This window comes from Paenibacillus wulumuqiensis (assembly GCF_000971965.1).
Classification (GTDB): domain Bacteria; phylum Bacillota; class Bacilli; order Paenibacillales; family Paenibacillaceae; genus Saccharibacillus; species Saccharibacillus wulumuqiensis.
In genome coordinates this window covers 109,622-123,872 of record NZ_LAQP01000015.1, presented here as the reverse complement: position 1 = coordinate 123,872, position 14,251 = coordinate 109,622, and the positions used below count along the sequence as shown (strand labels likewise).

12 protein-coding genes and 2 pseudogenes are annotated in these 14,251 nt (G+C 50.4%); 8 read left to right on the top strand and 6 right to left on the bottom strand.

Going from position 1 to position 14,251, the window contains the following annotated elements; all coding sequences use genetic code 11:
* Nucleotides 1-102: 102 nt before the first annotated feature.
* The gene (locus WH45_RS17850) at nucleotides 103-888 is read left to right on the top strand and encodes a helix-turn-helix domain-containing protein (RefSeq protein ID WP_046215787.1); all 786 of its coding nucleotides are present in this window, start codon (nucleotides 103-105) and stop codon (nucleotides 886-888) included.
* A 482-nt stretch (nucleotides 889-1,370) separates the two neighbouring features.
* On the opposite strand, the gene asd is transcribed toward WH45_RS17850, so the two are convergent.
* Nucleotides 1,371-2,198 (bottom strand): archaetidylserine decarboxylase, encoded by an 828-nt coding sequence (gene asd / locus WH45_RS17845; protein ID WP_046215786.1) that lies wholly within the window; start codon nucleotides 2,196-2,198, stop codon nucleotides 1,371-1,373.
* A 348-nt stretch (nucleotides 2,199-2,546) separates the two neighbouring features.
* Here asd and WH45_RS17840 point away from each other — a divergent pair, with 348 nt between their 5' ends.
* The gene (locus tag WH45_RS17840; protein WP_046215785.1) at nucleotides 2,547-3,146 is read left to right on the top strand and encodes a histidine phosphatase family protein; all 600 of its coding nucleotides are present in this window, start codon (nucleotides 2,547-2,549) and stop codon (nucleotides 3,144-3,146) included.
* A gap of 35 nt (nucleotides 3,147-3,181) precedes the next feature.
* Nucleotides 3,182-3,802 (top strand): NUDIX hydrolase, encoded by a 621-nt coding sequence (locus tag WH45_RS17835; RefSeq protein WP_046215892.1) that lies wholly within the window; start codon nucleotides 3,182-3,184, stop codon nucleotides 3,800-3,802.
* A 20-nt stretch (nucleotides 3,803-3,822) separates the two neighbouring features.
* Here WH45_RS17835 and WH45_RS17830 read toward each other — a convergent pair whose 3' ends face one another.
* The 4 genes and pseudogenes from WH45_RS17830 to WH45_RS17820 form a co-directional block, all read right to left on the bottom strand.
* Nucleotides 3,823-4,758, bottom strand: coding sequence for an AEC family transporter (locus WH45_RS17830; RefSeq protein ID WP_046215784.1), 936 nt, complete (start codon nucleotides 4,756-4,758; stop codon nucleotides 3,823-3,825).
* Between the two features lie 331 nt (nucleotides 4,759-5,089).
* Nucleotides 5,090-5,446, bottom strand: a pseudogene (locus WH45_RS24290) (nuclear transport factor 2 family protein); the annotation flags it as partial.
* A 111-nt stretch (nucleotides 5,447-5,557) separates the two neighbouring features.
* Nucleotides 5,558-6,007 (bottom strand): annotated as a pseudogene (locus WH45_RS24285) (nuclear transport factor 2 family protein); the annotation flags it as partial.
* A 255-nt stretch (nucleotides 6,008-6,262) separates the two neighbouring features.
* Complete coding sequence (locus tag WH45_RS17820) at nucleotides 6,263-7,471, bottom strand: cytochrome P450 (RefSeq protein WP_046215783.1); 1,209 nt, start codon at nucleotides 7,469-7,471, stop codon at nucleotides 6,263-6,265.
* A 438-nt stretch (nucleotides 7,472-7,909) separates the two neighbouring features.
* Between WH45_RS17820 and WH45_RS17815 the strand changes: the two genes are divergently transcribed.
* Nucleotides 7,910-8,353 carry a GNAT family N-acetyltransferase gene (locus tag WH45_RS17815; protein ID WP_046215782.1) on the top strand — a complete coding sequence of 148 codons (444 nt, stop codon included), beginning with the start codon at nucleotides 7,910-7,912 and terminating at the stop codon, nucleotides 8,351-8,353.
* A 203-nt stretch (nucleotides 8,354-8,556) separates the two neighbouring features.
* Here the strand turns inward: WH45_RS17815 and WH45_RS17810 are convergent, their stop codons facing one another.
* Nucleotides 8,557-9,780 carry a DUF418 domain-containing protein gene (locus WH45_RS17810; protein WP_082096931.1) on the bottom strand — a complete coding sequence of 408 codons (1,224 nt, stop codon included), beginning with the start codon at nucleotides 9,778-9,780 and terminating at the stop codon, nucleotides 8,557-8,559.
* 327 nt (nucleotides 9,781-10,107) lie between these two features.
* On the opposite strand from WH45_RS17810, the gene WH45_RS17805 reads away from it, so the two are divergent.
* The 4 genes from WH45_RS17805 (at nucleotide 10,108) to WH45_RS17790 (ending at nucleotide 14,239) form a co-directional block, all read left to right on the top strand.
* Nucleotides 10,108-10,323 (top strand): hypothetical protein, encoded by a 216-nt coding sequence (locus WH45_RS17805; protein ID WP_046215780.1) that lies wholly within the window; start codon nucleotides 10,108-10,110, stop codon nucleotides 10,321-10,323.
* Between the two features lie 15 nt (nucleotides 10,324-10,338).
* A complete protein-coding gene (locus WH45_RS17800) occupies nucleotides 10,339-11,295 on the top strand; it encodes an acetylxylan esterase (protein WP_046215779.1) in 957 nt (318 codons plus the stop codon).
* A gap of 1,275 nt (nucleotides 11,296-12,570) precedes the next feature.
* Nucleotides 12,571-13,020, top strand: a complete 450-nt coding sequence (locus tag WH45_RS17795) for an Hsp20/alpha crystallin family protein (RefSeq protein WP_046215778.1) — start codon at nucleotides 12,571-12,573, stop codon at nucleotides 13,018-13,020.
* A 238-nt stretch (nucleotides 13,021-13,258) separates the two neighbouring features.
* Nucleotides 13,259-14,239, top strand: a complete 981-nt coding sequence (locus WH45_RS17790) for a DnaJ C-terminal domain-containing protein (protein ID WP_046215777.1) — start codon at nucleotides 13,259-13,261, stop codon at nucleotides 14,237-14,239.
* Nucleotides 14,240-14,251 lie beyond the last annotated feature (12 nt).

Genomic DNA, 14,251 nt, shown 5'->3' with positions numbered 1-14,251 from the left:
CTTTTTGCGCAATATAAGCGCATAGCCGTTTAATTCGTTACAGCGGTATAGTGGATATCCGATAGGAAATTTAGATAGAGGAATTGGAGAAGGAGGAACAATATGCTTGAATTATCACCTGCTTCATTTATACTGAAGCCCGCCTTTGCCAAAATTTTCTGTGAACCGGAGTGGCGCTGGCCCAAGCGGGAGAAGCCCATGCCCAACTACGACCTGTTCTATGTGTGGAGTGGAGAAGGGGAACTGATCCTTAACGGAGAACCTTATGCGATTAGCAAGGGAAGCTGCTTTTTGTTCCGTCCGGGAGATGAGACGACCGCTACCCATAATCCGCAAAAGCCGCTGGTTCTGACCTATATCCATTTTGATGTGAATGAGCCGGTCAGTCGTGTGCCTGCCCGCTACCGGGTGCTGGAGGAGACGATTGATTTTGAATACATGCTCGTTCGTTATGTGCGTCTGCTGCTGGAAAAGGCGTTTGCCGCCGAGGAGGAAGCACGCCTCATTCTGAAGCAGCTGATGATCCATCTGCTGCGTGACGAACAGCACAAGCCTGCTCCGCGCAAAGTGAGCAATCAGCTGCACGAGACCATTCAGGAGGTTGCCAATTATATTCGCCAGCATCCGAGTCTGGCACACCGGGTCGAGGATCTGGCTTCACGGGCCGGATTGTCGCCCCGCTACTTCTCGATCAAGTTCAAGGAATTGATGGGCGTATCTGTGCAATCGTATATCATTCGGATGCGGATCGAACGTGCGGAGCATCTGCTCGTCTATACGGGCATGAATGTAACCGAAGTGGCGGATGCGCTGGGCTACCGGGACATCTTCTTTTTCAGCCGGCAATTCAAGCAGTACACCGGCAAAAGTCCGTCCGAGATTCGCTAACGGAGCTGGGTAGGCCCCCTTTGCCGCAAAGTTGCTCTATGGTAGCTGACTGCTTTACAATAAAGGGAAGCATGCGGTAAACGCCCCGATCCGTTGTTTGTTTCAATGCAAAACACGCGGGGTAAATACTGCTCATGCATATTGTAAGCATGAAGTAAAACTTCTGTAAGCGGTTATACCGTCCAGTTGTTTGATTCCATGCCATAGAGAGGGGGCCTTCAGAATGCGTTTGAGAAGACGGGGGCGTAATTACAGTTCATCCAAGATCACCAGCAAAGTCTTCCGGAACCGTCTGCGCCGATTGCAGTCCGCAGCACAGCAGGCAGCAGAAGCCTGGTTCTAATTTAACCTATACTTAAGTAATTGTTATTCATATATAGGAAAACCGGCAAAACAAGCAGCAGCCCCGTCCGAATGCATTATTCGGCGGGGCTGCTGCTTTGTACTGTATAGATGCGGTCAGAGCAAAGTCCAAACGCTGCTCAGGCGTGTTCGGTCAGGCGGCGATACGGACGGGTCGATTCCATGTCCAGCAGCGTGCCGAGCTTTTCGCCCATTTTGACACGGCTGCCGATATGCAGCGTATCATCCGGGGTAAATGTACCCTGCTGGATCAGCAGCACAATCGTCGAACCAAACTCGAAATAAGCCAGCTCGTCGCCCTTGTTCCAGGAAGTGATCGTCTCGTCGGGATAGCGGATGCTGCTGACATTGAGCGCGCCGACCTTGACGACTGCGACTTCGCCATAATGATGCTTCATATACGTAATCTGGCGTTCATTGCGGCTCAGGACAGAGCGCATATTCAGCATGCTTTTATCGTTAACCGGATAGACTTTGCCGGGGATATGATCCCGTTCGGTCTGCTTGCCGGTGACCGGTGCATGAATCCGGTGATAATCGGTTGGGCTCAAATACAGCACGAACATATATCCATCCCGGTAGGTCTCCATCCGCGGAGAGTGATTCAGCAGTTCTTCCAGTGTATAATCCTGGCCTTTGACCTGTGGAATCAGCCCATCCTGCAGCGGGCCCATTGCCGTGATCATCGCATCGACCGGGCTGGTCAGCGACATCGGGTCCGGATCAATCGGGCGTGAACCCGGACGGAGCCTGCGGGTGAAAAATTCATTTAATGAAGGATAATCGGTAACGCTTTTCTCTGCTTCTTCTGCCGGAATGCGGTAAGCCTGAATAAACTTCGGAATTAGCGCGCGGCTGGCCCGTGATTTAGCAAAGCTGCCTGTTAGCCGGGATATCCATTTGCGTGAGGATAGCTCGGTCATCAGGCGGAACAGTGAATTGGCCATGATAGTAATGTACCCCTTTCCAGATTAAGGAAAAATAATGCGATCATTTGTTTGCTTCGTTATATTGACACAGATGTCATCCAAAATCAACGTTCAACGCCAGACAGCTGCTCCACTGCAACTGTCCGGTATCCGTCAGGCCATCATTCGGCAGCTGACGGAACGTCCAACATCCCATGAATAAACATGGTAAGATACAGGTAGGAGTGCAGACTACTCATACGATGATTCAGGAATACTCTGTTTAAGGCAAAATAAAATATATAAACAAGAGATTATTGTATACTTTTTACCCGCAAATGTCACTCATCAGGTTAAGGCCATAACGCGCGTAAAGGAGGAATAACGATGACTACATTCGGTTTAATCCGTCATGGCAGTACAATATGGAACAAAGAGGGCCGTGCACAGGGAAGTTCGGATATTCCGCTGAATGAAGAAGGCTGGGAACAGGCTCGCCAGCTCGGGGAACGAGTCGCCGGAGAAGCATGGGATCGCATCTATGCGAGTGATCTGATTCGTGCGCGCCAGACCGCACAGGCAATCGCGGAAGCTTCGCATCTGCCGGTCAGCTATGATCCACGTCTGCGAGAGCTGGATGGCGGCCAGATCGAGGGCACGACACACGCCGAGCGGATCGAACGCTGGGGAGAAGAATGGAAAACCAGGGATCTCGGACTGGAGACACCGGAGTCAGGTGCGGCCCGCGGAATCAGCTGCCTGCAAGAACTGGGACGCAGGTATCCCGGCGAGCGCATCCTGATTGTCAGCCATGGTGTGCTGCTCAATCATGTGCTCAATGCCATTCTGAAGGAAGAACCGAAATGGCATACTCTTGAAAATATGTCGATCACCGTCGTCCGCTGTGACGAGCAGAATGCCTGGGACTGTGAATTGTACAACTGTGTTCGCCATCTGTTACCATATGAGGCAGAACAGCAGAAATAACGACAATTCATGATGCCGCAGGGGAGATGAATGATGTGCAATTGAAATGGCTGGAGTGGGCCAAGCAGATTCAGGCGATCAGTCAGGCAGGACTGGAATATTCCAGGGATGTATACGATCTGGAACGGTTCCAGCAGCTGCGCGAGCTGAGCGTGGAGATTATGCAGCAGTACACGGAAGCGGAGATCGAGCTGATCCATGATCTATTCGCGGGGGAGACCGGTTATGCGACACCCAAGGTGGATATCCGGGCTGTTGTATTCCAGGAGAACCGGATTCTGATGGTCCGGGAGAAGCTCGACGGTGCCTGGGCACTGCCGGGAGGATGGGCGGATATCGGCCTTTCACCCAAAGAGATTGCGGTCAAAGAGGTCAAGGAAGAGTCCGGCTACGACGTGCGGGCAGGACGCCTGCTCGGTGTGGTGGACAAGAAATTCCATCCTCATCCGCCTTCACCATGGCATGTGTACAAATTTTTCATTGAATGCGAACTGATTGGCGGGACGGCCGCTACGGATACGACCGAGACGATGGAAGTCGGCTTTTTCGCTGAAGATGAACTGCCGCCGCTCTCCGTCGAACGCAATACCGAGCAGCAGATTCGCACGGCATTCAGCTATTTGCACAATCCGGGTTTGCCGGTATTTTGCGATTGATACCGAAGTGGCGGACTGCGTTATTGCAGCCACAGAATCAGCACCGGCAGCATAACGACAGAAGCCAGTGTCGTCCATAAAATGCAGCGTGAGACGAGCTGCGGCGCCGCTCCGAACTGCTCGGCCAGAATGACCGCATTCACTGCCGTCGGCATGGAAGTCAGAATGAGCAGCACATGGAACAATATCCCTTCTATACCGAGCAGGGTCAGCAGCAGCCAGGATAACAGCGGCGCGGCAGCCAGCCGGATCATTATGCCCGCCCAGAAGGCGCGGCGAGATGGTCGGTGGGCTGCCGTTTCTTCGTCCCGGGAGCTGACATTGATCATCTGAGCGCCCAGTACAGCGAGCGCGACAGGCGAATACGCGGCAGCCAGCATGGCAAATCCCTGATCCAATGTGGCAGGCAGTGCCAGCCCGGACAATCGCAGCAGTACCGCTATGACAGTAGCATAGACCGCCGGCAGCCGGAAAATCGAAGTAAACGCCTGCCGTACCGAGAAATGCGAACGAGCAGCGAAAAAGACACCGACCGTATTCACAATGACCATTTGCCCGATGACATAAACCGAAGCCTTGTCCAGACCAAGCTGCCCGAATGCCAGCAGCACGAGCGGCAAACCATAATTGACACTGTTGGTAAAAGTGGAGATCAGCGTAAGCCCGGCCTTTTCCTGCGGATTCAGACGAAGCATCCGGCTGACCAGTACAGCAATCAGCCACAGCAAGACCAGCGTCAGCAGGGAAAAGCTAATCGTCGAACTCACATCCTGCCATGAAATCTCCGCATGCAGCAGCGTATTGAACACGATGGAAGGCGTCAGAATATAGAGCGAAAGCAGGGCGAGCGGCCTGGTATCCATACCACGGAAACGGCGTAGTAACAGGCCGCCGACTACAGGAAGAGAGATCGGGAGAAAGACCTGGTACAGGGTAGACAGTAACTGGAGCAGCATGATGCTCATCCTTTCTGCAGGACATGATGAACAGCCGGGAATAAAGGCAGACAGAAGAAGGCGGTCTATCCCCCCTTAATCACGGAATGCTTTATTCTTATCTATTCCTAAGCTGTTATCACTGTAAGCCCGAACAGAATAACCGTCAAATACCCGAATCCTATGCTTTTATAGTTATATTCTATTACACGGGCATATCTTATTGGTATGAGAGATATAGCCCGGCAACGGGGATATAAGTCTTATGACATTTATCCGCGCTGCCGGGCTATGGGGTGTTATACCGTCTTATTATAAGATGATGTCATAATGAATAGCGGGTATTTTTATTTCAGAACATCGTATTATCGTTAGCCGATTTCTCCGGCACCTGCTGAATCACATCCCAGTGCTCGACGATCTTGCCGTTGGCGACGCGGAAGATATCCACCACTGCACTGCCGCGGTCATTTTTATTGCTGCGGGAATGAACATGCAACGCTACGATATCCCCTTCGGCAATGACGCGAACGATCTCATTGCGGCTGTCCGGGCTGCTTTTCAGGAACGGGATAAATGCTTCCAGCGGTTTGCGGCCGGTGGGAACGGTCGGATTATGCTGGATATAATCTTCGGCGATATACTTTTTGAGCGCAGAGCCATCATGTTCGTTGAAGAATTTATTGTAGAAAGTGGTGACCAGTTTCTTAGTGGCGGCAACCTGCTGCGCACTGGCAGGTTGGACCTGTACCGGCGTACCGGCCAGCGGGAACATCGTATTATCATTGGCCGACTTCTCCGGGACTGCCTGACCGACATCCCAGTGCTCGACAATCTTGTTATTCTTGATCCGGAAAATATCCACCACGGCCATACCCTTATCTTGTTGGTTCGTTGTTACATGATTATGGACCAATACCAGATCACCGTCAGCAATGACGCGCTTCACTTCTACTTTTAGATGGGGGTTCTGCTTTACATAGGCGCTGAAAAAGTCTGCAAAAGCCTGGCGACCATCTGCTGCGAGTGGATTATGCTGAATATAGCCCTGGGCGATATAGGAGCTGATTTTGTTGAGTTTATGCTCGTTAAAGACGTCTTTGTATATGTTCAGTACAAGCTGCTTGTTTTTGACCTGCTGGGAAGACGCAGGCTTGGACGTACTTGCTGTCCGGGACAGGGAAGTCGGTGGACACACGGAAGATGCTGCATCGGCCAGCGGAATACCTGCTGTCGTCAGGGTCAGTACGGAGACGATTGCCGTACTCATCCAAAATGTACTTTTCTTCTTCATTACGATCACTCCTTTGGTTACAAGCAAGCCGGATAGCTTGCGGATTGGTTAGATTGTAACCTGTAACTACAAATGTTTCAACTTTGTGTTAGAAGAATGGCAGCTTGAAGTGATTGATATATACAGGCTGACATATAAAAAGACTGCTTTCTCCCCTGAAAAGGAAAAAGCAGTCTGCTTCAATGAGTACAGTTTCAATGAGTACAGTTTCAATGAGCACAGTCTGTTTGTTTAATGATGCGAAATAGGCTGGAAAGTCACCGGGTATTCTTTGACCCCGAATACAAAGGCGCTCTGGATCGGCTCCAGCTGTGTGCCTTCTACAAGCGCGATCCGGTCCATATGACGCAGCAGCGTATTCAGCACAACACGGCCTTCCAGCCGGGCGAGCGGTGCACCCAGGCAGAAGTGAATGCCAAAGCCAAATCCCATATGCTGATTCGGCTTGCGGTCCGGGATAAAGGTGTCGGCATTGGTAAACTTCTGCTCATCCCGGTTGGCGGCACCGACCCAGGAGATGATCTGCTCACCGGCCTGGATGTGCTGACCGCGCAGCTCGGTATCCTCCTTGGCGACGCGTCCGATGGCGACGATCGGCGGATAGTAGCGCAGCGTCTCTTCCACGGCGGATGGTACCATTTCGGGATGTTCACGCAGTCGCTGCTGCAGCTCCGGCTGCTCGGCCAGAATGCGTACGGCATTGGTGATCAGATTGGTCGTTGTCTCATTACCGGCTGCCAGCAGCAGAATGCAGAAGCTGATAATCTCATCCTCGGTCAGATGCTGCCCTTCGATCTCGGCAGCGATGAGCAGGGAGATCAGATCTTCCTGCGCTTCCTGGCGGCGCTGCTGGATAATACGGCCAAAGTAAGCACCCAGCTCTGCATTGGTACGGTCTTTCTCTTCCATCAGTTCCTGGAAGGCTTCATCGCTATCATCACGGGCGCCTTTGACGAGAATATCCGACCATTCCTTGAACCGATCCCGGTCGGAGGAAGGTACGCCGAGCAGTTCAGCGATCACGATGACCGGCAGCGGCGTTGCCAGATCATGCACCATACGCAGCTGTCCCTGCTGCAGATGGGGTGCCAGCAGATCGTCGGCGATATTCTGGATATGCGGCGCCAGCTCCTCGATCTTTTTCGGGGTAAAAGCCTGGTTCACCAGATCGCGCAGCTGCTTGTGCTTGGGCGGGTCCTGGGTCAGCATGCTCTCGCGGTTGGTACGATTGCGCCGGGAAGAGAACAACTTGGGATTTTTCAGTACATACTGGACGTCTTCATACCGGAATACATCCCAGCAGCTGCGGTTCTCGTCGTAGCGGACAGGGGACTGCTCCAGCAGTTCATTATAGGCATCAAACGGGAACAATTGGCGTTCCACTGTATTCAGTTCACGCATCGGAATGTAGTTGGCATACTTATTACTGGTCTTCTTCATAAGTTCCTCCTTGGTAAATATATCATTATTTACATAAAGAACGCTGCTCCAATTATATAACATCCTATTGCAACATACAAATTTTGTAATTTTTATCGTTGCTTTTGTTTCCCCTTTTTGATGGCTGGTATAACCGGATTTCCTTATTTTCATAGGACAAACAGCAAAGCAGTGTTACAAAGTGACTGAATCTGCTGATTAGTCTGCTTGCGAAATGGGGAAAGAAAACAGATACTTGCTTGCTGCGTTTATAGGAACTTGTATGGAAAACAGGCTTGGTAATCTGACAAAATCATCATTTTGTGTCGATAGAAAGCCGCAGAAGGATTGGCTATACTAGGATCAGCAGCAGGATATACAGAAGAGAAGTACAGTATACATAGCAGAGTTGGCAGGAAACCGGCACAGCCGGAATGACGGAGAACAGGGAGGCAGACCATGGAACAGACATTGGTTATTCGGGAAGCGCATCAGGAGGATATAGCGGCACTGGCGGTACTAATGGACGAGTTGGGATATCCGGTATCCGAGGAGAATATGAATACACGGTTTCTGGCTTTGCAGGAGCATCCGGATTATCAGTGCTATGTGGCAGAAGCCGATGGCGAAGTGATTGGCATGATTGGATTGATCCGGGAACTGCGTTTTGAACGTGATGGTGTGCATGTACGGATAGGTTCACTAGTCGTTCGTGAGCAGCATCGAGGCGGCGGAATCGGCAAAGCGCTGATTCTGGCAGCAGAAGGCTGGGCAGGCAGTGTAGGCGCACGTGCACTTGCCCTGAACAGCGGCAACCGTGAAGAACGGACAGGAGCGCATGATTTTTACCGTCACCTGGGTTATGAAGGAACATCTACCGGCTTTGTAAAACGGATTCTGTAGATCAAAGGGTACAGCCTGTATAACGTTCTACCTTATTGGAAACAATAGTTTATACAAAAGTAATAGATACAAATACGCAGTATCAAAAAGGAAGCCCCTCCAGGGAGCTTCCTTTTCGAATAGCGCTTATATAACGCTGATAATATTCTTTTCTGGAATGCAGATGCATCTGCTGCTAAGAATCTGCTGTTAACAAACATGTATTACATATGTCGTACAACCGGTTGTACAGGGTCACGTGCAGGAGGCTGCGTCGGCAGCTTTCCGCTGCGCGACCAGTTGGTCCACATCCGCAGCAGCTTCTCCACCGGTCCATAGCTGTATTTGCGCAAATACAGCGGACTGAGTACGAACTGCAGGGCATAAACGAGCACAGCCACCAGCGCACCCCACGCGACTCCGAGCTGTCCGAACAGACCCAATCCATACCCGTAATAAATAGTCGTGCAAATCACACTTTGCAGCAAATAGTTGGTCAGCGACAGCTTGCCGATCGCGATGAATCCGTTCATCCATTTGGCTGACTGCCATTTGAGATATAACCAGGCAAAAGCAAAAATATAACCAATCGACAGGATCGGGCCGCCGAACAGCATCGAGAAAGTCTCCCAGTCCAGCGCCGGCATGATGGCCATCATCATTTTGCTGATCAGACCAAGCGGCAGGAAAATCAGCATACCCTTACGGTAAAAGGCGGACTTGCTCTGTGGATCATCGAAAATTCCTTTTTTGGCCATATACATTCCCAGCCAGAATAAAGGAATATACAGCAGGGACGTCATACTCATCAGGACAAAAATCAGGATAAAAACGAGCGGAAACTCTATACCTGGCATTGTCATATTGCGCTGTACAAGAATATCGATGTAGCTGCCTGTACTATACACATGCAGTGACTCCAGATGATAGCTGCGCTCTGCCGCAGTGATTGCCGTATCGGCAGGAACAAGCAGACTCAGTCCGCCAAACAGCAGCATCATGCCGAATCCGATGCTTGTCCATATCATCAGTGTCCGCGGCTGACAGCGGATAAACAGCAGCAGTACAAATCCGTATAGCCCGTAATAGGTAAGAATATCGCCTTCCCAGATGAAAAATCCATGCAGCATGCCGATCACCATCAGCAGCAGGAAGCGGCGGCTCAGGTAAGGATAAGGGGAGAGTTGTCTGCTTTCCAGACTTTCCTTCATCTTGATAATGCCAAAGCCGAACAAAAAGGCGAATATCGGCATAAAGCTGCCGACCACAAGCACTTCCAGCAGTCCATTTACTATATGATCTACCGTGGAGAAGCCGGGTTCTTTCAGATCGAACGCTCCCCAGGAACCATACTGAAAATTCAGCATGTTGGCGAGAATAATACCGAGCAGGGAAAATCCGCGCATGGCATCGATCATTTTCAATCTTCGGTGGGTTATGTACATCATCGTCCTCCTTGTGTTCTATAGTGGGATAAATCTGTAACTGGGTCGTCTGACCAGCATCGGTTCTGCAGCCGCTTTTTCATGATCCGGAGCCTTCCTTTCATAAGTAGAGACGGATGATAAAAAAGGCTCAAGGTACATATACGCAGCGATCTGCCATATGTTGCATATTATGGATATTTTCACGCTTTTAATCCGGTAAAAGAAGCGGGGATAAATCGCGGAACAGGTTGTAATCAAGCGCTTTTATTGTTAGCATTTACGTATTGAGCCCTTCTGTACGGCATGCCGGAATGATGCAGGCTTATTACATGTGAAGAGGGTATGAGAATGAACTGGATCAAATCCAATTTTAGAAAGTCTGATTTTATCGCCTGGTACGTTATTATGACGATCCTGCTGGTGATTCTGGAGTTCCGGAATAATCCGGATTCGGTTGGTGTGCTGAGCGTATTGATTACGCTAATTACGGCCATTATTCCGGCAGCCATTTTCAGTTTCTGCTTCCGGGTGATCACCGGCTGGATCGTTAATCTGAATAAATAAAGGAGTCTATGTCCTATGATTAGTCACGCTATCGCCAGAAGAGTCCGCGAATTGGAGCAGTATGCCCCCATGTTGACTTCGCCTGTAGATCTGGATGAATTCTGGGAACAGACACTGCAGCAGTTCCATAACAAACCGCTCTCCGCTCATATGGAGGAATGTCCGACTCCGATGAAGGCGGTGCAGTCCTACCGGGTCACGTATGAAGGATTCGACGATACTCCATTGTCCGGCTGGTATATCCGCCCGGCCGATGCCGGCGAGCAGAAGCTGCCGTGCATCGTCATTTTCCACGGATATGCCGGCAGCAAAGGCTATCCGGAAGATTACGCCCAGTGGGTGGCCATGGGTTATGCCGTATTTGCCATGGACGTACGCGGACAGGGCGGCGAGACCGGCAGCCGCATGCCTTCCGAATTCGGTATGAGCTCCGGTTGGATGTCCCAGGGCATTCTGGACAAGAATACATTCTACTACCGTGCGATCACGGTGGATGCGCTCAAAGCGATCGAATGGGCAGCTGCCCAGCCGGGCATCGATGCCAGTCGCATCGCCACCTATGGCGGCAGCCAGGGCGGTGGACTTGTGCTGATCACCGCTGCACTCAGCGAGATCCCTACTGTCGCGGTAGCGAATATTCCGAATATGTGTCATATGGACTTCGGCATCTTGAATTCCGAGAGTTCGCTTAAGGAAGCCGCCCAGTTCGTCAGCCGTCATCCCCAGCACTTCAACCAGGTGCTGGAGACGCTGAGCTACTTTGACATGATCAATCTGGCAGATCGCATCAAGATCCCGGTGCTCGTCTCCTGCGGACTCAAGGACATGGTCTGCCTGCCGGAAACAATCTTCGCCGCCTACAACCGGATTCGTTCGGAAAAGGACATCGCCGTCTATCCATTCGACGGCCACTACGTCAGCCCGCATCACAACCGCCGCACGATGGAGTTTATTCAGCAGCATTTTGGCTGACATTTGTGCTGCACTGATGGAACATGGAATACATTAATTTGGCAGTGGTATGCGTGCAGCATACTGCTGTTTTTTTATGAGCATACGCGGCTGGTCGTTCACGCGGCTGATCGACTCTCGTTTATGAACTGTGGATGCTCGTGTGCTGCTGTGTTGTCATGCTGCCATGCTGCCATGCTGCGTGACGTACCGTATGAACAGCCGCTGCGAAAAGAGATTCTGCCACTCCCTCCGGTTAAGAATGGAGATCCTGAACAACCGCTTGCAGCGGTCGATCTCCATTCTTAAATGTCGGTCGTTGGCAGAATTCTCTTTTCTCCGCTCCGTGCAGGGAGGAACGGGTGAGGCTCGCAGTTACATGTTTACAGACGCTTAGCAGGAGATGCAGCAGGTTGTAAGCAGGCATTGACGAACGGGTTAATGGATGTGCGGTCATGTGGAGAAATATGCAGTAATATGTAGCGATATGCGATAATACGTAGTGCAGAATTATTTTATTATCCTTGTTATGGTGATTGTTTGGAACTTCATATTGCTTGGAGTTACTTTCATAAACTAAAGAGAAAAAGAACAGCAGTAAACATTAGCTGAATGGATAGAAATTTATCTATAGAATGCAGTATTCCTTAGGCGGATCATTAGTGCTAATTAAATTGCGGGGTACATAATAGAGCAGTTGAGCAGTTGAGCAGTTGAGCAGTTGAGCAGTTGAGCGCATAAGGTATGCAAGCTGCAGTTTGCCAGGAATTTATAAAAGAAATAAATGAGGCAACCCATACGGAACGCAGGAAAGGAAGTAAGGGCAAAGGACGAGATTGGAGCCCAGGAATCTACATTCATTCCTCATCCGTAGATTCCTGGGCTCCACCGGAGGACGTGCCCTTATTCCTTTCCGGAGTGGTGGATGCTTTCCCTTCATGAGTACCTCCATAGATCGATCCGCAACAAAAAAGCTCAAACCTCAAACAAAGATCAAAAAAGGTCAAAAATTCAGAAAACAAAAAATAAATCCGCCTAATCCGACATAATCAACGATAATCACTCGAAAACGCCTCTCATCCATTTTGAATCCGTCAAAATCCAAAGCTATAATAAAGCCATAAGGTCAGTGAAGGTCAAATAAAAAATGTATAACCTGACTTCAAATGCAGGATGTACATCACAACACCAAGTGCAAGCACTTCACTGACCGGGATGAAGTTTTTTATGGTTCGTGTAATAGGCTTCATCTCCAAACTAATCCATTAAAACAATAATCACGGAGGAGGATGCTTTATGTTTGATTTGGTTCCTTTTGGTAAACGTCGTGAAGATGCCTGGGGTCAGCTGATGAAGTCCTTCAATGATGTGTGGAATGATGACTTTTTTGCACCACTGAAATCGTCGACTCTGTCTTTTAAAACCGATATTCGCGAGACCGACAATGCGTATCTGGTGGAAGCCGAACTGCCTGGTTTTACCAAAGAAAATATTAATATCGACTATGCCGCTCCATATCTGACTATCAAAGCGGTTCATCATGAAGAAAGCAGCACCGAGGATGAGAGCAAAGGTCAGATCGTGCGTCAGGAGCGTCGTCATGGTGAGTATGTAAGACGTTTCTATGTGGAAGATATCGATGCCGATCATATCCAGGCTTCGCTCAAGGATGGTCTGCTGAAGCTGGACATTCCAAAACGGCAGCGTCCCGAAGGACGGCGGATTGAGATCCAGTCGGGTGAATAAAGCCTGCGGACAGCATGTATCCATGACAGTGTAACTGTTTAACCTACTGGTAAATTGGATTAAAAATAGGTAGAATAACAGTGATATGTAAATTGGCTAAATGATCAAGACAACAGGATAATCAACCGCCTGCACAGGCGATTATAACAAAGGTGCATTGTAGTTCCCAACCGCTATAATGCACCTTTTCTGTATTCGGTACCGCTCGCTGGATCGATAGGGAAAGGAGGGAGAATGCATGCCCCGGGATTATTATCGGACGCTGGAAGTGGAACGCAGTGCTTCCAGACAGGAGATCAAGAAATCATATCAGAAGCTGGCCAAAAAATGGCACCCGGATGTTAACAAGGCACCGGAGGCTGAGGATAAATTCAAGGAAATCACCGAAGCGTATGAAGTGCTGGGAAGTGAGACCAAGCGGCAGCGCTATGATGATCAGCTCAAGTATGAATCTGCCCGCCAGACGTATCAATCCAATTCCGGAAGTTCCAGCCGTCCATCGGGCAATCGTCCCGGACCTGAAGCCGACAGTACATCGGACCGTACCAGCTATGAATATCGTACAGGTACAGGCGGAGTGGATGAAGATTTTTTTGATATGTTTTTCGGTGACCGGATGAAGGATTATGATTTCTTCTCCAATACGGCCGGTAATGCCAGCTTCAGCAATAACAGCTGGACGGGAGCAGGCCCTCAACGTACGACCCGGGCCAAGCTCGATATTACGCTTGAACAAGCTTACCGCGGTGACCATGTGCCGATCCGGCTGGGTGCGAGGCGCATACAGGTCAAGATCCCGGAGCGCATCCCGCAGGGCAGTACGATCCGTATTCGCGGCACCGGTAGTAATGGCATCGATGCCGATGAGGAGCTGCTGATCACACTGCGCATTCTCCCTCACTCGGTGTATGTACTGGAGGGCAGCAATCTGCAAGGAGTACTGGAGGTCGCTCCATGGGAAGCGGCACTCGGCGCAGATGCCCATGTACAACTGCCGGATCAGTCCAGAGTCCGGGTCAAAGTACCGCCCGGTATTCAAAACGGCCGTATTCTCCGTATTCTGGGACGCGGTCTCAGACGGGATGATGGCAGCTATGGGGATGTGCTGCTCGATGTGGAGATCGTCGTTCCACCGGGTACCAGCGAACAGGAGCGTGAGCTGTATCGCCAGATGGCTTCGCTGAACCGATATCAGGCGCAGATGAGACGGCGCCGTTAAATACAGCTGCAG